The organism is Celeribacter indicus (genome assembly GCF_000819565.1).
Classification (GTDB): domain Bacteria; phylum Pseudomonadota; class Alphaproteobacteria; order Rhodobacterales; family Rhodobacteraceae; genus Celeribacter; species Celeribacter indicus.
The window spans coordinates 792702-811555 of record NZ_CP004393.1 but is presented as its reverse complement, the minus strand read 5'-3'; the positions used below and the strand labels follow the sequence as shown (position 1 = coordinate 811555).

At 68.5% G+C, this 18854-nt stretch carries 21 protein-coding genes; 5 read left to right on the top strand and 16 right to left on the bottom strand.

Features of this window, described 5'->3' with window-relative positions; translation table 11 throughout:
- Positions 1–41 precede the first annotated feature (41 nt).
- The gene (locus tag P73_RS04155) at positions 42–1184 is read right to left on the bottom strand and encodes an alpha-D-ribose 1-methylphosphonate 5-triphosphate diphosphatase (RefSeq protein WP_043868590.1); all 1143 of its coding nucleotides are present in this window, start codon (positions 1182–1184) and stop codon (positions 42–44) included.
- An 80-nt stretch (positions 1185–1264) separates the two neighbouring features.
- Between P73_RS04155 and P73_RS04150 the strand changes: the two genes are divergently transcribed.
- Positions 1265–1948 carry a DUF1045 domain-containing protein gene (locus P73_RS04150; RefSeq protein ID WP_043868589.1) on the top strand — a complete coding sequence of 228 codons (684 nt, stop codon included), beginning with the start codon at positions 1265–1267 and terminating at the stop codon, positions 1946–1948.
- Here P73_RS04150 and phnN read toward each other — a convergent pair.
- Genes phnN through phnG form a run of 9 tightly spaced genes read right to left on the bottom strand, consistent with a single transcriptional unit; the run spans position 1930 to position 8475 of the window.
- A complete protein-coding gene (phnN, locus tag P73_RS04145) occupies positions 1930–2472 on the bottom strand; it encodes a phosphonate metabolism protein/1,5-bisphosphokinase (PRPP-forming) PhnN (protein ID WP_043868588.1) in 543 nt (180 codons plus the stop codon). The genes P73_RS04150 and phnN overlap by 19 nt on opposite strands.
- Position 2473: 1 nt before the next feature.
- Entirely contained in the window at positions 2474–3157 is a 684-nt protein-coding gene (phnL, locus tag P73_RS04140; RefSeq protein ID WP_043868587.1) for a phosphonate C-P lyase system protein PhnL, read from the bottom strand.
- Positions 3158–3161: 4 nt separating this feature from the next.
- Positions 3162–4115 (bottom strand): CorA family divalent cation transporter, encoded by a 954-nt coding sequence (locus tag P73_RS04135; RefSeq protein ID WP_043868586.1) that lies wholly within the window; start codon positions 4113–4115, stop codon positions 3162–3164.
- A gap of 3 nt (positions 4116–4118) precedes the next feature.
- On the bottom strand, positions 4119–4907 hold the full coding sequence (gene phnK / locus P73_RS04130) for a phosphonate C-P lyase system protein PhnK (RefSeq protein WP_043868585.1): 789 nt from the start codon (positions 4905–4907) through the stop codon (positions 4119–4121).
- Complete coding sequence (locus P73_RS04125) at positions 4904–5770, bottom strand: alpha-D-ribose 1-methylphosphonate 5-phosphate C-P-lyase PhnJ (protein WP_043868584.1); 867 nt, start codon at positions 5768–5770, stop codon at positions 4904–4906. Before P73_RS04125 ends, phnK begins: the two co-directional genes overlap by 4 nt.
- Entirely contained in the window at positions 5767–6363 is a 597-nt protein-coding gene (locus tag P73_RS04120) for an HAD family hydrolase (RefSeq protein WP_043868583.1), read from the bottom strand. Before P73_RS04120 ends, P73_RS04125 begins: the two co-directional genes overlap by 4 nt.
- Positions 6360–7448 (bottom strand): carbon-phosphorus lyase complex subunit, encoded by a 1089-nt coding sequence (locus P73_RS04115; protein ID WP_043868582.1) that lies wholly within the window; start codon positions 7446–7448, stop codon positions 6360–6362. The genes P73_RS04120 and P73_RS04115 overlap by 4 nt, the downstream gene beginning before the upstream one ends.
- Positions 7448–8014 carry a phosphonate C-P lyase system protein PhnH gene (phnH, locus tag P73_RS04110; RefSeq protein WP_043868581.1) on the bottom strand — a complete coding sequence of 189 codons (567 nt, stop codon included), beginning with the start codon at positions 8012–8014 and terminating at the stop codon, positions 7448–7450. The genes P73_RS04115 and phnH overlap by 1 nt, the downstream gene beginning before the upstream one ends.
- A gap of 17 nt (positions 8015–8031) precedes the next feature.
- Positions 8032–8475 (bottom strand): phosphonate C-P lyase system protein PhnG, encoded by a 444-nt coding sequence (gene phnG / locus P73_RS04105; RefSeq protein ID WP_082033342.1) that lies wholly within the window; start codon positions 8473–8475, stop codon positions 8032–8034.
- A 135-nt stretch (positions 8476–8610) separates the two neighbouring features.
- Between phnG and phnF the strand changes: the two genes are divergently transcribed.
- Both phnF and P73_RS04095 read left to right on the top strand, forming a co-directional pair.
- The gene (gene phnF, locus P73_RS04100; RefSeq protein WP_043868579.1) at positions 8611–9321 is read left to right on the top strand and encodes a phosphonate metabolism transcriptional regulator PhnF; all 711 of its coding nucleotides are present in this window, start codon (positions 8611–8613) and stop codon (positions 9319–9321) included.
- 70 nt (positions 9322–9391) lie between these two features.
- Positions 9392–10570 (top strand): alpha-D-ribose 1-methylphosphonate 5-triphosphate diphosphatase, encoded by a 1179-nt coding sequence (locus tag P73_RS04095; RefSeq protein WP_043868578.1) that lies wholly within the window; start codon positions 9392–9394, stop codon positions 10568–10570.
- Between the two features lie 3 nt (positions 10571–10573).
- Here P73_RS04095 and P73_RS04090 read toward each other — a convergent pair whose 3' ends face one another.
- The 5 genes from P73_RS04090 to phnC all read right to left on the bottom strand — a co-directional run bounded on the left by P73_RS04090 (position 10574) and on the right by phnC (position 15323).
- On the bottom strand, positions 10574–11188 hold the full coding sequence (locus P73_RS04090; RefSeq protein ID WP_043868577.1) for an LbetaH domain-containing protein: 615 nt from the start codon (positions 11186–11188) through the stop codon (positions 10574–10576).
- A gap of 84 nt (positions 11189–11272) precedes the next feature.
- Positions 11273–12580: a phosphonate ABC transporter, permease protein PhnE gene (gene phnE, locus P73_RS04085; RefSeq protein ID WP_043868576.1), complete on the bottom strand. Its 1308-nt coding sequence runs from the start codon at positions 12578–12580 to the stop codon at positions 11273–11275.
- 17 nt (positions 12581–12597) lie between these two features.
- A complete protein-coding gene (gene phnE / locus P73_RS04080) occupies positions 12598–13473 on the bottom strand; it encodes a phosphonate ABC transporter, permease protein PhnE (RefSeq protein WP_043868575.1) in 876 nt (291 codons plus the stop codon).
- A gap of 64 nt (positions 13474–13537) precedes the next feature.
- Positions 13538–14437, bottom strand: a complete 900-nt coding sequence (gene phnD / locus P73_RS04075; protein ID WP_043868574.1) for a phosphonate ABC transporter substrate-binding protein — start codon at positions 14435–14437, stop codon at positions 13538–13540.
- A gap of 61 nt (positions 14438–14498) precedes the next feature.
- Complete coding sequence (phnC, locus tag P73_RS04070) at positions 14499–15323, bottom strand: phosphonate ABC transporter ATP-binding protein (protein ID WP_043868573.1); 825 nt, start codon at positions 15321–15323, stop codon at positions 14499–14501.
- Positions 15324–15557: 234 nt separating this feature from the next.
- Between phnC and P73_RS04065 the strand changes: the two genes are divergently transcribed.
- Entirely contained in the window at positions 15558–16616 is a 1059-nt protein-coding gene (locus tag P73_RS04065; protein ID WP_052453032.1) for an AbrB family transcriptional regulator, read from the top strand.
- A gap of 34 nt (positions 16617–16650) precedes the next feature.
- Here P73_RS04065 and P73_RS04060 read toward each other — a convergent pair whose 3' ends face one another.
- A complete protein-coding gene (locus P73_RS04060; RefSeq protein ID WP_052453031.1) occupies positions 16651–17670 on the bottom strand; it encodes a glycosyltransferase family 32 protein in 1020 nt (339 codons plus the stop codon).
- 169 nt (positions 17671–17839) lie between these two features.
- Here P73_RS04060 and P73_RS04055 point away from each other — a divergent pair, with 169 nt between their 5' ends.
- Positions 17840–18853 (top strand): glycosyltransferase family 2 protein, encoded by a 1014-nt coding sequence (locus tag P73_RS04055; RefSeq protein WP_043868572.1) that lies wholly within the window; start codon positions 17840–17842, stop codon positions 18851–18853.
- Position 18854: the final 1 nt, after the last annotated feature.

The following is an 18854-nucleotide window of genomic DNA, read 5'->3' as shown; positions in this document are numbered from 1 at the left end:
GGAAGCAGCCCGCACGCCCCGCCCCTGCCCCGGTCGCGGCGTCATGCGACTTGGCGGCCATGCGCCCAGACCCCGCGGATCACCGGCATTCCGTCGATGCGCGTCACCCGCACGAGATCGGCATGGAGGCCGGGCGCGATCCGGCCCCGGTCGTCGAGACCGACCGCCTCCGCCGGGTTGCGCGTGACCGTCGCGACCGCGCGCGGCAGGTCGTCCCAGAGATCGGCCAGCAGGAAGGCCGCGCTCATCAGGGCGGAGGGCACGTAGTCGGAGGACAGGATGTCGAGCAGCCCGCGCTCCGCCAGCTCATGCGCCGCCACGTTGCCGGAATGCGACCCGCCCCGGATCAGGTTCGGCGCCCCCATCATCGCCGCGATGCCATGCAGCTTGCAGCCCTGCGCGGCCTCCACGGTGGTGGGGAATTCCGCGACGCGCACGCCATGCCGGCGCGACACCTCGACATGGTCGGCCGTGGTGTCGTCATGGGAGGCGAGCACCGCGCCATAGCGCCGCGCCTCCGCCACGGCGACGGTTTCATGCCGCGCGGCATAGCGATCGCGCAGGTCGTAGAGATGGTTCACGTGATCGTCGAACTGGCTGTCGGTCATGCCGCGTTTCTTCTGCACGTAATTCCGGAGCTTAGACAGGTCGCGGAATTGCCGCTGTCCGGGCGTGTGATCCATGAGCGACACGAGGCCGACGCGGTCCTCGGGGCCGAACTCGGCCATCTCCTCCTCGAGCGTTTCGGAACAGAGCTCGGCGCGCAGGTGCAGGAAATGGCTGATCCGCAGCGCGCCTAGATCGCGCAGGCCCATGATCTCGCGCGACAGCGCGCGGGCGTATTTGCGATAACCCGCATCGCCGACGGTGTGGATCGAGCCCACGCGCAGCGCGTCGAAGACCGTGGTGATGCCGACCGAGGCGAGTTCGGCATCATGGGCGAGGATCGCCGCCCTGTGCGGCCAGTCCACCTTCGGGCGCGGCTCGATATGGCGTTCGAGATTGTCGGTGTGCAATTCGATGAGGCCCGGAATGAGCAGGTCGCCGGCGCAATCCACGGCGGAGGGGCCGGAAATCCGCCCGGTGCCCACATCCGCGATTCTGCCCCTTTTCACATGCAGGCTGCCATGGATAAGCTCGCTGTCGAGAACGATCCGGGCATTCGTCAGGATCAGGTCGGTCATGGATACGGTCCTTTGCAAAGACGCCCCCCGGCGGCGGCGGTGTCACAGGACTGTGATCCGCACGGGATAGGGAGAGCGTCATGGATGAATTCAAGAGATATGCGATCTATTACGCACCCCGGCCGGGCGGCTTCGCGGAGTTTTGCGCCGACTGGCTCGGATGGGATCCGTTCGAAGGCGTGCCGCGGGTGCACCCGGCGGTCGACGGGCTGCCCCGCCCGATCCCGGAGATCACCGAAGCCCCCCGCAAATACGGCTTTCACGGCACGATCAAGCCGCCGTTCCGGCTGACGGGCAGCCGCGCCGAGCTCACCGCCGATCTCGAAGCCTTCTGCGCGAGCCGGGCGCCCGTCGAGATGCCGGGCCTGCGCCTGAGCCGTCTCGGCGGCTTCCTCGCGCTCGTGCCGGAGGGGGATACCGCCGCGCTGTCCGACCTCGCGGGGGCGGCGGTCGCGACGCTCGACCCGCATCGCGCGCAGCCGGGGGAGACCGAGCTTGCCCGTCGCCGCGCCGCCGGGCTGACCCCGCAACAGGATGCCTATCTCGTGCAATGGGGCTATCCCTATGTGATGGAGGAATTCCGCTTCCACCTCACCCTGACCGGCAACCTGCCGCAGGAAGAGGCGGAGGCGGTCCGCGCCGCCCTCGCGCCGCACCTCGCACCGCTCCTGCCGGTCCCGTTCCGCATTGAGGATCTGTGCCTCTTCGGTGAGGCGGAGGACGGGCGCTTCCACCTGCTGCACCGCTACACCCTCTCCGGCTGAAGCGCCGCGAGAAAGGCGGTGACGGCATCCTCGAGATCGCCGTCGTTGTTCACGCGCCGCACCGGCAGGCCCGGCGCGATGTCGTATTCCGCACGCGCCAGCCGCTTCTCGATCTGCGCGCGGCTTTCGCGGCCGCGTTTCGCCAGCCGTTCGGCCAGCACCCGCGGCGAGGCGGTGACGAGCAGCACGCCCATGTTGGGATAGAGCGCATAGGCTTCGGGCAGAACGGCGCGGGAACCGTTGAACAGCACGTCCCGCCCCTCTGCAAGGGCATCGTCCACGCTGAGCGGCACGCCGTATCTGAGGCCATGCGCCTCCCAGTGCAGGGCGAATTCCCCGGCCTCCGCGCGCCGGTCGAATTCGGCCTCGCTCACGCTCTCGAACTCCTCGCCTCCGGCATCGGCGGGCCGGGTGATGACCCGGCGGACCACGGCCAGATCGCCGCGCTGCGCCAGAGCCGCCTCGATCAGCGTGTCCTTGCCCGCGCCCGAGGGCCCGACGACGGCGTAAAGACGTCCCACCATTTCAGGCCGCCTTCGCCGGTGTGAACGCGGCGACATCCATCACCCGGTCGGCCACCCGGTCGCGGGCCGGCGCGTCGTGGAAGATGCCGACGATCGCCGCGCCGCGCGCCTTCGCCTCCTCGATGAGGGCCAGCACGGTCTCGCGGTTCATCGCGTCGAGCGAGGCGGTCGGCTCGTCCAGGAGAAGCGCGGGATAGGGATGGGCAAAGCCGCGCGCGATGTTCACCCGCTGCTGCTCCCCGCCGGAGAAGGTGGTGGGCGAGAGGCCCCAGAGGGTTTCGGGGATGTTGAGCCGAGAGAGCAGGTCGCGGGCGCGTCCGAGAGCCTCCGCGCGCGGACGACCCAGCGCGCGGAGCGGTTCGGCCACCACCTCGAGCGTCGGCACGCGCGGCACGACGCGCAGGAATTGCGACACATGGCCGAGCGTCTTGCGGCGCAGCGCGATGATCTCGCGCGGGGCGGCGGAGGCGACGTCGGTTCCGCCGACGAGGATGCGCCCGGATTGCGCGAGGTAATTGCCGTAGATCATCCGCATCAGCGTCGATTTGCCCGCCCCGGAATTGCCGGTGAGGGCCACGCATTCGCCGGGCGAGACGCGGAGCGAGGCGCCCGCCATCACCGGGATCTCCGCGCCACCCTGGTTGTGCAGCGTGAAGGATTTGTAGACATTTTCGATCTGGATCATCGGATCACAACCATTTTTGCCATTTGGAAAGGAGATAGGTGCCGAGCGCCGATCCGATCATCAGCGCCGTGGCGATGAGATAGCCATGCGGGTTCTCAAGTCCGGGAATGAAGGGAAAGTTCATCCCGTAGACCGAGGCGACGAGCGTCGGCGGCAGGAACAGGACCGCCACCACCGACAGGATGCGGCTCGTGTCGCTCTGTTCGAGATTGATGAGACCCAGCGTCACATCCGTGAGCTGGGCAACCCGGTTGGCAAGGAAATCGCCGTGCACGGTGAGGGCCTGGATATCCCCCACCTGCGCCTTGAGGATGTCGCGCAGGATCTTGTCCCGCTCGATCTTCAGTCCGAGGCCGAAGTTCGACAGCGCCCGGTCGAGGGTCAGCAGCGCGTGCCGGTACTTGGCGACCTGTTCGCTCTGCCGGCCGAGCGCGCGCAGCACATCGGCAAGGTCGTCGCCGCGCGGCGGCGGATCCCGGAACGCGATATGCGATTGCGCATCCACCGATTGCCCGACCCCTTCGAGAAGGTCGGCGAGCCTCGCGATGATCTCCTCGGTGAGGCCGAGGAAGAGGCGGCGGCGCCCGGCGAACCCCGCGCTGGTCTGCGCGGCATGGGCGGCGAAGGTCTCGAACGGGCGCGGGGTGTGATAGCGCACGGTGAACAGCCGCTCGGGCGTGATCAGGAAGGCGACGGGCCCGAGCTTCGGCCGCTTCTCCTTGTCGAGGCCCGGCAGCACGATGGTAAGCACCTCCGTCTCCCCGTCGCGGTAGAGCCGGTTCGAGACCTCGATTTCCTCCATGTCCGCGAGCGAAGGCACGGTGACGCCGAGCCGTTCGACCGCCGCCACCTGCTCGGGAAGGGGATTGAGCAGATCGACCCACAGCGCCTCCGCCAGATCGTCCCCCGCCGGCAGGCGTTCGAGTTGGGAGGCAGTCGGGCGATAGGCATATAGCATGTCTCAAACCTGTAGCACGGAGGAGACGAGCAGCTGGCTGTAGGCGTGCTGCGGATCGTCCAGCACCTGATCGGTGAGACCCGTCTCCACCACCCGTCCCGATTTCATCACCATGAGACGGTCGGCCAAAAGCCGCACGACCGCAAGGTCATGCGTGACGATGATGGCCGAGAGCCCCATGTCGCGCACCAGTCCGCGGATCAGATCGAGCAGGCGCGCCTGAACCGAAACGTCCAGACCCCCGGTTGGTTCATCCATGAAGACGAGGCGCGGCCCGGTGACCAGATTGCGCGCGATCTGGAGCCGCTGCTGCATGCCGCCGGAGAACTGGGCCGGACGGTCGTCCACCCGGTCGGCCGCGATCTCCACCCGGTCGAGCCAGTCGACCGCCTTGCCCCGGATCTCGCCGTAGTTGCGCGCGCCCACGGCCATCAGCCGTTCGCCCACGTTGCCGCCGGCGGAGACCGACATGCGCAGCCCGTCGCGCGCGTGCTGGTGGACAAAGGCCCAGTCGGTGCGTCCGAGCATCCGGCGTTCCGGCTCGGACATGGTGCGCGTGTCGCGCGGGCCGCGGTCACGGGTGTCGAAGACCACCTGCCCCCGGTCGGGCGCCAGATGCCCCGCAAGGCAGCTCAGGAGCGTCGACTTCCCCGACCCGGATTCGCCGACGATGCCCATCACCTCGCCGGGCCAGAGATCGAAGGACACGTCGGTGCAGCCGATGCGCCCGCCGTAGCTTTTCGCGATGTCGCGCACCGACAGGAGCGGCGTTTCGGAACCCTGAGCGGTCATTCTGCGGCCTCCTCCGCGGGCGACATCCGGCCACGGTGGCCCGAGGCCCGGCGGGTCGCGCAATAGTCGGTATCGGAACAGACGAACATCCGCCCGCCCGCGTCATCGACGATCACCTCGTCGAGATAGCTGTCCTCCGCGCCGCACAGGTCGCAGGCGTGATCGGCCTTCGAGGCGACGAAGGGGTGATCCTCGAAATCGAGGCTCACGACCTTCGTATGGGGCGGCACGGCATAGATCCGCTGCTCGCGCCCCGCGCCGAAGAGCTGGAGCGCGGCCATCTCCATCTTCGGGTTGTCGAACTTGGGGATCGGGGACGGGTCCATCACATAGCGCTCCTCGACCTTCACCGGATAGGCGTAGGACGTGGCGATATGGCCGTGGCGGGAAATGTCCTCGTAGAGTTTCACATACATGAGCCCGTAGTCCTCGAGCGCGTGCATCTTCCGCGTCTCCGTCTCGCGCGGTTCGAGAAACCGCAGCGGCTCGGGGATCGGCACCTGATAGACGAGGATCTGTCCCTCGGTCAGCGGCTCCTCGGGGATGCGGTGGCGGGTCTGGATGAGCGTCGCCTCCCCCGTCCTCTCCGTCGTGTCCACCCCGGCGGTGCGTTCGAAGAACTTGCGGATCGAGACCGCGTTGGTGGTATCGTCCGCGCCCTGGTCGATGACCTTGAGCCTGTCTTCCGGCGTCAGGCAGGCCGCCGTGACCTGCACTCCGCCCGTGCCCCAGCCATAGGGCATGGGCATCTCGCGCGAGGCGAAGGGCACCTGATAGCCGGGGATCGCCACGCCCTTGAGGATCGCGCGGCGGATCATCCGTTTCGTCTGTTCGTCGAGATAGGCGAAATTGTAGTCGCTCATATCAGGCCCCTTTCGGTCAGGTCGCGTTCGAGCGCCGGCGCATCGGTGAAGAGCAGCGCCTCCATGCCCGCGGCGCGCGCGCCGTCGACGTTCTTCGGGCTGTCGTCGATGAACAGGCAGTCCCCCGGCGCCACACCGGCCCGCGCGCAGAGCAGGTCGAAGATCGCGCGCTCGGGCTTCATCATCCTTTCCGTCCCGGAGACGACGATGGTGCCGAAACTTTCCGCCAGCGCGGGGTAGAGCGCGAGCGCGGCGGGCCATGTCTCTTCCGACCAGTTGGTGATCGCATGCAGCGGCACCCCCGCCGCCTTCAGCCGCGCGAGGATCTCCCAGCTTCCCGGCACCCGCTCCGCGATGGTCAGGTGAAACCGCTCGGGATAGCTCGCGAACAGCGCGCGGTCCTCCTCGTCCGCGATCTCCGCGGCCAGTTCGGAAAAAAGTGCCCCCCGGTCCGCACGCGCGTTCAGCCCGGCAAACCCCATCCGGGCGAGGCAGGCCCCCGCCGCCTCGGCCCCGCCGAAGGCATCCGCGAAGGCATGGAGGGGATCCCAGCGGATCAGCACGTTCCCGATGTCGAACACCACATGGGTCATTCCGCCGCCTCCTTCGCCCGACATGCCGCGATCTCCGCGCGCATCTTCCGCACCAGCTCCATTTCCGACTGGAAATCGACGTAATGCGGCAGCTTGATATGTTCGAGGAACCCCGTCGCCTGGATGTTGTCGCAATGCGACAGGACGAATTCCTCGTCATGGGCGGGCGAACCGGAGACCTCCACGCCCAGCTCCTTCGAGCGCAGCGCACGGTCCACGAGCGCCATCGAGAGCGCCTTGCGCTCCGACTGGCCGAAGACGAGGCCGTAACCGCGGGTGAATTGCGGCGGCTCGACCCTGGAGCCGGCGAACTTGTTGACCGTCTCGCATTCCGTCAGCCCGATCTCCCCGATCCCGACGGCAAGGCCGAGCTCCGGGATCTCCATCTCCACCGCGACCGTGCCGATGCGCAGCTCGCCCACGAAGGCATGGCTGTTGCCGTAGCCGCGCTGCGTCGAATAGGCGAGCGAGAGGAGGAAGCCTTCGTCGCCGCGCGCAAGCGCCTGGAGCCTCAGCGCGCGGTCGGCCGGAAGCTCGAGCGGCGCGCGGGTCAGGTCGGGCGGCACCTCATCGCCCTCGGGTTCACTCTGGATGAGGCCTTCGCGGTTCAGGAAGGAGGTCACATGCGGCACCGGCTCGTCGCGCGGCGCGGCGGTTTCCGCCTCCGGCACCCCGCCCTCCGCCATCAGCTTGAAATCCAGAAGCCGGTGTGTGTAGTCGAAGGTCGGCCCGAGCACCTGCCCGCCCGGCACGTCCTTGAACGTCGCGGAGACCCGCCGGTCGCAGGCCATCTCCGCCGTGTCCACCGGCTGCGCATGTCCGAACCGCGGCAGCGTCGTGCGATAGGCGCGGATGAGGAAGATCGCCTCGATCAGGTCGCCGCGCGCCTGCTTGATCGCCAGCGCGGCGAGATCGGGATCGTGGAGCGAGCCCTCGGCCATGACGCGGTTCACCGCGAGGCGCAATTGCTCACGGATCTGCGCCACCGACAGTTCCGCGACGGAGGGGTCGCCCCGCCGCTCTTCCGCGAGCCAGGCATGGGCGTTGTCGATCGCCCGTTCGCCACCCTTGACCGCCACATACATCAGTCCGCCTCCACATGGGTGCTGCGCGGCAGGCCGGCGAGGCGCGTGCCGCAGGTGAAGTAGAAATCGAGCCCGAGCGGGAAGAGCGCGGCATTCTCCCGCACGGCCGCCACATCGGGCAGCGGGAATTGCGCGCTGTCGCGAATGCCCGGCCCCGTGAGCCGCGCCGCCCCCTCCGTCCCGAAGGCGTCGCATTCGACGATCAGCGTCGCGGAGCGGTCGGGATAATCCGCCGTGCCGATGGCGAACCGCCCGAGCGGCGCGAGCGCCTCCCATGTGCCGAGGGCGAAGACCGCCTCTTCCGCCCCGACCAGCGGAGCCCCGGTGTGGAAGGCGATCCAGTCCCGGATCTCCCGCCTGTCATGCGCCCCGGCGAGGCAGAGCGGCGTTTCGGGATCGCAGAGCGTCAGCAGGAGCGTCGCGGCCGCCTCGGAGACCGGCGCGGGAGCGGCAGCGCCGGAGACCTCCTGCACCGTGCCGGGGCGCGCCATCGCCTCGAGTGCGGCGCGGAAGGCGCGGGCGGACTGCGCGGGGGGATCCCGGAATCCTCCGGACAGGCTTTGCATGTTCCTTTGCCTCTCCATCAGTCCTCTCCCCGTACCATGGTAAAGAAATCGACCTTGGTCGCCGCCGCCTTCGCGGCGCGCGCGGCGCGGGCGGCCGACCGCATCCGGGCCAGCGGCACGAGCACCGCCTCGCGCAGCGCCGCGGCCTGCGGGCCCTGCATCAGCGCGTCGACGAGCGCCGCGCGTTCGGCATGGGCCTTGTCGCGCCCCTGCACATAGGCATGCCCGACCTCTCCCGTCGTCAGCCGCAGCGAACAGCGGGTGACGGTCATCTCCCCGAGGTTGAAGGGCGCCCCGGTCCCGCCCGCACGCCCGCGCACCATCACGCCGCCCACCTCCGGCGCGCGCAGCCATTCGAAGGCCGGAAGCTCGCCCAGCGCGGCAAGCCGCGCCGCGAGTGCCCCCGGATCGGCGGCGGCCAGCAGGCCCATCCAGCCCTGCCGCGCCGTCAGCCCGGTCATCTCGTCTTTCTCCGGATCATCCATCTAGACACCTTGCGGATTTGTCGGGTTTACTATACAACTAGACAAATAATGCGCCGCATTCGGCCACAAGGCAAGCGCGGTTTCGTGAAACTTCAGTGACGGAGCGAAAAGATGCCCAGGACGCCGATCTGGAAATCCATCGCGGAAAGCCTCGGCGAGGACATCGCCAGGGGCCGGTACCGGCCGGGGGACAAGCTGCCGACCGAGGCGGCGCTCTCCGCACGGTTCGGGGTGAACCGGCACACGGTGCGCCATGCCCTCTCCGACCTCGCGGAACGCGGGATCGTGCGCTCCCGCCGCGGGGCGGGCGTCTTCGTGCAGAGCGCGCCGGTCGATTACGCGCTCGGCCGGCGGGTGCGGTTTCACCGCAACATCCGCGCCGGCGGGCGCCTGCCGCAAAAGACCGTGCTGCGCCGGGAGACCCGGCCCTGCGACGCCGCGGAGGCCGCCGCGCTCGCCCTCGCGCAGGGCGATCCGGTGATTGTCTACGAGGGGCTGTCGCTGAGCAGCGACCTGCCGGTCGCGCTCTTCGTCTCCGTCTTTCCCGCCGCGCGCCTGCCGGGGCTCGCACAGGCGCTCGAGGAGAACACCTCCGTGACCGAAGCGCTGAAATCGGCAGGCATCGGCGATTACATCCGCGCCGAGACGCGGGTCAGCGCGGAACGCGCCACGGCGACCCAGGCGCTGCATCTCGGGCTGCGGGAAGGCGACCCGCTCCTGCGCACGGTGAGCCTCAACACCACGCCGGAGGGCGTGCCGATCGAGCACGGCCTGACGTGGTTCGCGGGAGACCGCATCACGCTCACTGTCACACCGGACTGATCCTGCCGTCACGCGCCCGACACAGAACCCGCCTAGGTTCAGTCGAAAGACGTGTTTCAGGTGTCGAGCGATGTCAGTCCTTCCTCCCCTGCGCTTCACCGGCGCGACGATCCTGTGCGACGGGGTGCTCCAACGCCGGTCGCTGTCGGTCGAGAACGGCCGGATCGCACGCGGCCCCTTTCCGGCGGTGGACCTTACGGGCTATCTGCTGCTGCCGGGGATCGTCGACCTGCACGGGGATGCCTTCGAGCGCCATATCGCCCCCCGCCCGCGCGCGCCCTTCCCGATCCGCGCGGGCCTGTCCTCCGCCGCGCGCGACGCTGCCGCGCACGGGGTGACGACGGCCTGGTTCGCGCAGTGCTGGAGCTGGGAAGGCGGGCTCCGGGGGCCGGACTATGCCGAGACGCTCCTCGCGGAAGCCGCCGATTACGCGCCTCGCGCGCCGATCGACATCCGGATCCAGATCCGCTGCGAGATCCACATGATCGACAGCCGCGACCGGCTCCTCTCCGCGATCCGGCGGCACGGGGTCGATTACGTGGTGTTCAACAACCACCTGCCCGAAGCGATCGAGATCGCCCGCAGGGAGCCCGGTGAATTCGCCGGCTGGGCAAAGCGCGGCGGGCGCACGAGCGAGGAGTTCATCCGGGTCCTGCGTGCGGCCAAGGACCGCCAGGGAGAGGTGCCGCGGCATCTCTGCACGCTCGCGGAAGCCTTCGACACGCTCGGCGTGACCTATGGCAGCCATGACGATCCCGACGCGGAAACGCGGGAGGAATTCCGCCTCCTCGGCGCGCATGTCGCGGAGTTCCCGCTGTCGGAAAGGGCGGCAGCGGCGGCGAAGGCGATGAACGACCCGGTGCTGCTGGGCGCACCCAACGTCGTCCGCGACGGATCGCAGGCGGGCAATGTGAGCGCCCGCAGGCTGGTCGAGCGCGGGCTCTGCGACGCGCTCGTCTCCGACTATCACTATCCCGCGCTCCCCGCGGCGGCCTGGGCGCTGGTCGATCAGGGGCTGAAGACCCTGCCCGAGGCCTGGGCGATGATCTCCACCCGGCCGGCACGGATCATGGGACTGTCCGATCGCGGCACGCTCGGGACCGGGAAACGCGCCGATCTCGTGATCGTGAATGCCGAAAGCCGGGAGATCGAGGCGACGCTCTCCCATGGCCGCTTCGCCTATCTCGCCGGCGGCGTGGCACAGAGGCTGGCGCGCGCGGGCCGCGATCTCGCGCTTGCCGCCGAATAGGCGCTATTCGTATTTCTCGAGGAAGGCCTCGGCGGTCAGCGCGCGGAAATCCCCGAGCGCCGCGCGCAGCCGCTCATGGCTCCAGTCCCACCAGCCGAGCGCCTCGATCCGCTCGGCGATCCCGTCGGGATAGCGCGCCCGCAGCGGCGTGGCCGGCACGCCGGCGACGATCATGTAGGGCGCGACATCCTTCGTCACGACCGCGCCCGAGGCAACGATGGCGCCGTTGCCGATGGTGACCTCCGGCTTCACGATGGCGCCGTGGCCGATCCAGGTGTCATGGCCGATGACGGCGCGGCGGGCGGCGCGGCGGGCGAAGAAACCGGCATCGTCCTCCACATCCTCCCAATACCAGGAGGAGCGGTAGAGGAAATGGTGCAGCGAGGCGTGGTCATAGGGATGATCGGTCGGCCCGATCCGAGCGAAGGCCGCGATATTGGCGAACTTGCCCACCCTGGTGTTCGCGATATCCGCGAAACGCTCGCAATAGGCATAGTCGAGGAAATCGGAATTCAGCACCCGCGCCCCCTCGCCGACCTCGCAATAGGCGCCGAAACGAGACCCCGCCACGGAAGCGCCGGGATGGAGGAAGGGATCTGTCGCGCTCAGTTTCGGCATGTGTCACCTGTGACGAGGAGAGGAGCCTCCGGCGGGAGTATTTCCCGCACAAAGGAGACCGGATGCAAGGCCCGTGTCGGCCGGTCAGTCGCCGCGGATCAGCTTGCGCCGGAGCCAGCCCGACAGGCTGTCCATCGCCATGACCAGGAGTACGATGAGGATGATGTAATAGCTCACCTCCTCCCAGTCCTTCTGGGTGATCATCGCCTGGGTCAGCAGCAGGCCGATCCCGCCGCCGGTGATCGCGCCGATGATCGTGGCGGAGCGGGTGTTGCTTTCGAGGAAATAGAGCACCTGCGAGAGCAGGACGGGGACGAGCTGCGGGATCACGCCGAAGCGATAGCGCTGGACCGGGCGAGCGCCGGTGGAGGCGAGGCCTTCGATCTGCCTGCCATCGACATTCTCGAGCGCCTCCGAGAAGAGCTTGCCGAAGGAGCCGGTGTCGGTGAACAGGATCGCGAGCGCGCCGGTCATCGGGCCGGGGCCGAAGGCGCGCGACAGCAGGATGGTCCAGATCAGCCCGTCGACCCCGCGCAGGAAGTCGAACAGCCGCCGCGCGGCGAGGCGGATGGCGATCAGCGGCGCGAAGTTGCGCGCGGCGAGGAAGGCGAGCGGCAGGGCGACGACCGCCGCGCCGAAGGTGCCGAGGAAAGCCATGAGGACCGTCTCGAACAGGGCCCAGGCGGTGTCGCCGTGCCGCCAGATCGAATTGCCCCAGAAATCCTGCCAGGCCCCGGCGATGTTGCCGCGCGCGGGGTCGATCTGCGGGCCGAACAGGATGTTGCGCAGGGACTCGCCGTGATAGGGGCTGTCGAGGGTGAAGAAGAAGAGCTCCCAGCCGAAGGCGTAGACGAAGACCTCGGTCCGCGCCCGCGTCAGCGTGAGCCGCGCCTCGGGCGTGGTGACCATCAGCCGCGTGTCGGAATAGGAGATCCAGTCGGGAAGCGTGCCGGCGTCGAGGTTCGTCGTCACCCCCTCCGCCTGCGTCTGGCGCGCCTCGATCAGGCCGAAGCCCGGCACATCGTAGCGCACGGTGTCGCCGTCGATCTCGATCCGTCCGCCGTCGTCGAGCGTGACGTCGGCACGGCCGTCACCGAGCGCGACCCAGCCGGGCAGGTTCGTGTCGTCATAGGTGCCCTTGCGCTCGCCCTCGACGGCGACGGTGAAGGCGCCGGTGCGGTTGTTGCGCTCGACATGGGTCTTGTAGCTGTAGCTGTCGGAGACGAGGATCCGCGCGTTGTCCCAGCGGGCGCGCTGGGCGAGGCCCGGAATGTCGAAGGCGAAGAAGACATAGACGAGATAGGCGAGCAGGAGAAGCGGGAGGGCGATGGCCACGACCCGCTTGCGCGCGATGAGGCGGCGCGCGGCCGCGTGCATGTCGGGGGCCGGCATTCCGGCGGAAGCGAGGGTCACGGGCGCGTTTCCTTGCGGGCGCCATGGGTGAGGCGATGGCGCAGGACGGAGGAGAGCTGGTCGAACAGCACGATGGTGAGGAAGAGGAGGATGAAGACGGCGGCCGCCTCGTCGAACCGTCCCTGGCCGAAGGAGATCGCGTTCCTGAGCTCATAGCCGATCCCGCCCGCGCCGACGAAGCCGAGGATGGCGGAGGCGCGGATGTTGATCTCGAAGCGCAGGAGCGCATAGGAGAACCAGTTGGGCGCGACCTGCGGCAGGAGGCCCAGCATCATGCGCTGAGACCAGGTGGCGCCGGCGGAGGCGAGCCCCTCGAGCGGTTTCGTGTCGGCATTCTCGTTGACTTCGGAGAAGAGCTTGCCGAGCGCGCCGACGGTATGAAAGCCGATGGCGATGGCCGCCGGGACGGGCCCGCCGCCCAGCACGAAGATCAGCACGAGCGCGATCACCAGTTCGGGAACGGCCCGCATCAGGTCCATCATCCGCCGGAACAGCGGGATGAGGCGCGGCCAGGGCGCGAGGCCGGCGGTGGAGAGCAGCGAGAGCACGATGGCCCCGGCGGCGCCCGACAGGGTCGCGAGGGCGGCGATGTTGATCGTCTCGATCAGCGCGGGCAGCGCGTCGCGGAGATGGCCGGGAAGGTTCGCGCGCTTCTGCCAGGCCTCGGCCACGACATCGGCCGGGAAGTCGAAGATATGCGGCAGTCCCGGAAGGAAGCCACCGGCATTGCGGTCGTTGGCGATGCCGAAGCCGGCGGCGAGCAGCAGGAGAAAGATCGCCAGCATCAGCCCGCCATAGAGGCGGCGCTGGCGCACGAGCGCGAGATAGGCGGCGCGGGTCTCCGCGAGCGGCGTGTCGGCGAAATGGGCCATGGGCGCGATCCTCGAACGGAAGGCTCCGCGCGGGTCACGCGCGGAGCCGATGGGCCGGAGCGGCTCAGTTCGAGACGGCCTGGCGCGCCGCGACGATGGAGGCGTAGGTGTCGTGTTCGACCGGGATGAAATCCTTCGCCTCGCCCGCGGCCACGCCATAGGCGCAGTCCGGGTCTTCTTCCCAGAGGTTCCCGGTCAGCTCGGTGACGCTGTCCTTCACGTCCTGCGGCAGCGCCTTGCGGATCACGAAGGGGCCTTCGGGGATGATGTTCGACTGCCAGATCTGGACCATGTCGTTCATGTCCACGAGGCCCGCATCCACCGCCTTGCGCAGCGCGCCGGAATTGTAGCCGTCTTCCCAGGCGCCGAGGCCGTCGGCCCAGGTCACGCCGGCGTCCACGTCGCCGTTGCCGACCGCGACGATGGTCTGCTCATGGCCGCCGGTGAAGACGACATCGCCGAAATACTCGCCCGGCTGCATCGAATAGCCGCCGTTCGAGATCTCGATCGAGGGGATGAGATAGCCCGAGGTGGAGTTCGGGTCGCCGAAGCCGAAGACCTTGCCTTCCATGTCGTCGAGCGAGGTCACGCCGCTGTCCTTGCGGGCGATGCCGATGGAATAATAGCCGATGGAGCCGTCGAGGTTCTGTTTCACCAGCACCGGCTCGACCGCTTCCGGGTCGGCGAGATAAGTGCCGGCATAGCCGGAGGCGCCCATCCAGGCCGCGTCGATCGTGCCGCCCAGGAGACCCTGCATCACGCCGTTGTAGTCGGCGGGAGTGAAGATCTTCACCTCGACGCCCAGCGCCTCCGCGATCTTCTCGGCGAAGCACTGGTTGGAGGCGACGCGGTCCTGGGCGTTCTCGCCGCCGAGGATGCCAAGGCGGAATTCGGTGATCTCCTGCGCACAGGCGGCACCCGCGAGCGCGGTGGAGGCAAGAGCAGCAGCAATGAGGTATTTCATCTCGTTCTCCGGTGGTTGTGTCCCGCCATCGTCCGGTTCCGGGCGGGCCTTGTGAAAAGGGTCAGACGGTCACTTTCGCGAGCCGGCGTTCGACCGCCGCGACCGGCGCCGTGTCGCGGATCTCGGTCGAGGTGGCGGCTTCGGAAAAATCGGTCCCCGCGCCGTAGATGTCGCGCGCGACGCCCGTGGTGAGTTGTTCAGGCGTGCCGTCGAAGACGATGCGTCCGTCACGCATGCCGAGGATGCGGTCGCAATAGCGCCGCGCCGTGTCGAGCGTATGCAGGTTCGCGATCACCATGCGCCCGTCCTCGTCATGGATGCGGCGCAGCGCCTCCATCACGGTCTGGGCGTTCATCGGGTCGAGCGAGGCGATGGGTTCGTCGGCGAGGATCACCTTCGGATCCTGCATCAGCGCGCGGGCGATGGCGACGCGCTGCTGCTGGCCGCCCGAAAGCGCCTCGGCGCGCTTGGCGGCATGCTGGGCGATGCCGAGGCGATCGAGGATGTCGATGGCGGTGTGGATGTCCTCCTCGGGATAGAGGCTGAACATCGTGGCAAGGGTCGAGCGGCGGCCGAGCGTGCCGTGGAGCACGTTGGAGACGACATCCATGCGCGGCACGAGGTTGAACTGCTGGAAGATCATCGCGCAGTCGGACTGCCAGCCGCGTTTCTCCCGGCCCGTGAGCGAGAGCACGTCGCGCCCGTCGAACAGGATCTCCCCGCCGCTCGCCTCCGTCAGCCGGTTCATCATCCGCAGGAGGGTCGACTTGCCCGCGCCGGACCGCCCGATGACACCGATCATGCAGGGCCGGTCCACGGAAAGGCTGACCGCGTCGACCGCGACATTGGCGCCGAAACGCTTCGTCAGCCCCTTGACCTCGAGCATGTCCCACCCTCCTGGTTCTTGCGCGGCATAAGGCACCGGTTGTGAAACCCGGACGTGACGGTTTCGAAAAACTTTTATGACGTCTCCCCGGTGCCTGCCCCGGCCCTGCGCGACGGGTTTCGCACAGCCCCTCCGCAGGGATCCGGCACGGCCTGCGCCCGCTGTTGCGCTTGCCTTCGGGACCGTGCGCGTTAGAGTGCGCCCGCAGCCACATCCCCCCGGAGGTCCGCATCCTTGCCCGTCCTGCCCACCCCCCGACAGCTCTCGCTCATCGCACTGACACTCGGGATCGGTACGGCGGGGGGCATCGGGTTCTACGTGGCGGGCCTTCCCCTGCCGTGGATGCTCGGGCCGATGCTCGCGATCTTCGCCTGCGTCATGTTCGGCGCGCCGCTCGAGGCGCCGGACCGCCTGCGGCCGGTCGTCATTCCGGTGATCGGCGTGATGCTGGGATCGAGCTTCGACACGAACACATTCGCCCACCTGACCCAGTGGAGCCTGTCGCTGGCCGGGCTCGCCGTCTATCTCGCGCTCGCCGCGGCGCTCGTCGTGCCGCTCTACATCCGCATCGGCCGGCTTGATCCGGTCACCGCCTTCTTCTCCGCCATGCCGGGCGGGCTCAACGAGATGGCCGTGATCGGCGGTGCGCTCGGCGGCGACGAGAAGCGCATCATCCTCGCCCATGCCGGGCGGATCGTGGTGTCGATCTCGGTGATCGCCATCTGGTTCCGGGTGATCCTCGGCTATGAGGTCACCGGCATCACCATCTCCCGCGACGGACCGGGGCTGACGCTGGCGGCGGCGGCAATCCTTCTGGGCTGCGCGGTGGTCGGGACCTGGGTCGGGGACAAGCTGCGCCTGCCCGCGCCGGGGCTTCTCGGGCCGATGATCCTTTCGGGCGTGGTGCATATGGCCGGCATCACGCACAGCTCGCCCCCCGCCCTGCTCGTGATCGCGGCGCAGATCGTGCTCGGCAGCTCCATGGGCACACGCTTCCGCGGCGCACAGTCCTCCCTCGTCTTCGGCATGCTCGCGCTCACCTCCGTCGGCACGCTGGTCATGCTCGCGCTCTCGCTCGGCATCGCGGTGCTGATGCACGGCTTCTTCGGGCAGACGGTCGAACAGGTGCTGCTCGCCTACGCGCCCGGCGGGCTCACGGAGATGTCGCTCGTCGCCCTCGCGATGCACGCGGAGGTGGCCTATATCTCGATCCACCACCTCGTGCGGATCGTGATGCTTCTGGCCGTCGCGCCCACCCTCCTCACGCGGATCGCCAGCCGCCTGGGGTATTGAGCCGCGCATCCGGGCTCGGGCGTCGTCGTCCCGCTCAGCTCTTCGCCTTCGCCTCGAACAGATCCGCCGCCCCGGCGACGATCCGGTCGCGGCAGTCCTTCACGAATTTCCGGTCCACCAGATAGTCGCGACAGATCTTGTCCATCGACAGCTCCCCGCGGATCGCGGCGAGCCCCACCTCGGCCTGGAAGGCGGGATCGTCCGTCGGCGCCTTCGCATTGGCGTTGGCCCGTTTCGCCGGGATCGGCGCGGCGGCAGGGTCGATCGCGTGCGTCTTCAGCAGGCCCTCCATGAAGGAGCCGCGCCGGGGCGTGTTCCCTTCCTTCTCCTCGAGCCGCGGCTTCATCCGCCGCGCCCAGAAATGCACGCCTCGCGTGTCGGGAGTGAACTGCTCCTCGGGCCGGAACCGGCTCAGGATCAGGTGGTTTCGCTCCTTGAAGCCCACCGGATAGAAGGCCGCCTCCGGCTGCGCATGTTCGATCTCGCCCGTCTCGATCAGGAAATGCGTGACCGAGGCCGGACCGGTAAAGCCCCAGGTCTGTTCCGTGATATGCACCGGCCTGCCCCGGTCCCGCTCGGCCTCGAGCTCGGCGATCTGTTCCGGCTTGAGCCAGGGGGCGATGGCATATTGATCCTCGAAGAACTCCAGAAGCCCGCTCAGCGCCGCGCTGTCCGGCGGCAGTCCGAGGACCGCATTGCAGACCAGCCCCGGCTTTTCCCAGCCGAAGACATAGGGCGAGGCATAGTCGAACGGCCGGTAGCAATACATGTCCGCATCGACCCAGATCTTCGCGGTCTTCTTCAGAAGGTTGAGCCGCCACATGTCGGCATGGATCGCGGGGCTTCCGGTGCGCGCGTGGCGCAGCATCGGCGTGCCGGGATAGATCTCCCCGGCATCCGCCGTATGGACCCCCGGCGGGACGTTCGGGATCGGCTCGTAGGAATAGAGCGTGATGTGATGCCCCGCATCCGCAAAGCTCTTCAGGCAGAGCTGTTCGAGCCAGCTGAGCCGTCCGCCGATCCAGAGCGACGCGATTTCGGGGAGTCTGTCCATGTCCTGCTTTCCCGCTCCTGCCAAAGCCCTGGCGAGATTATCACATATGGATCTCGGGTCCAGCCGGGGAAAGGGTGCAAACTTGACTTGACCCTGGTCCTGTGAGACCCATTTTCCGGGGCAGAACAAGCGCGAAGACGTGTCGGCGTCGCACGGGGGACAGGCTGGTTTGACGACACTCGCGATCACTTGCGTCCGCGACGAGGGGCCCTGGCTTCTCGACTGGATCGCCCATCACCGGGCGGCGGGATTCTCGCATTTCCTCATCGCCTCCCATGAGTGCAGCGACGGGACGGATGCGCTTCTCGACGCGCTCGATGCGGCGGGGGTGGTGACCCATGTCCCCTTCACGCCGGAGGGCGGGAAATCGGTGCAATGGCAGGCGATGAAGCTCCTGTCGAAACACCCCGCCTATCTCGGCGCGGAACGGGCGATGTTCTTCGACGTCGACGAATACCTCGTGCTCGACGGCATCTCCCTCGACACGCTTCTGCCCGAGGGGGCGGATGCCGTGCCGCTGCGCTGGCATCTCTTCGGCAACAGCGGCCTCGGGAGCTGGGACGACCGCCCCGTGCCCGACCGCTTCACCATGGCGGCGCCCGATGGCATCGCGCTGCCGCTCGCGCATTTCTTCAAGACGCTGCACCGTCCCGCCGCCTTCAAGGGGCTGGGCGTGCACCGCCCGAAGGGCAAGGCCGCCCGCTGGGTGAGTGCCCGCGGGCGGGACCTGCCGAACGGATTCGCGGAGCAGACCGCCCGCATCAACCTGTTCGGCACGGAACCGGAGGGTGAGCGGGCCTGGCTCAATCATTACTCGGTCCGGTCGATCGAGGAATTCGTGCTCAAGGCGGTGCGCGGCCTGCCCAACCACATGGACCGCCCGATCGGCACCGGCTACTGGGCGGAACGCAACTTCAACGTGACCGAGGACCGGCGGATCGCGCCCATGCGCCCGGCGCGCGAGGCGGCGCGGGCGGAGCTTTCCGCGTTCGAGCCGCTGCACGAGGCGAGCATCGCCGCCCAGCGCGCCCGGCTCCGGGAGCTGGTGACGCGCCGCCCGGTGGTCGAACTGATGTGGCAGCTCACGCTCATGGCAGGATCGACGCCCCCCGGACCGACGCAGCTCGCCGGCCATCTCGCCCGGCTGAAGGCCGCGCAGAGCAGGGATGACGCGAGGGAGTGAC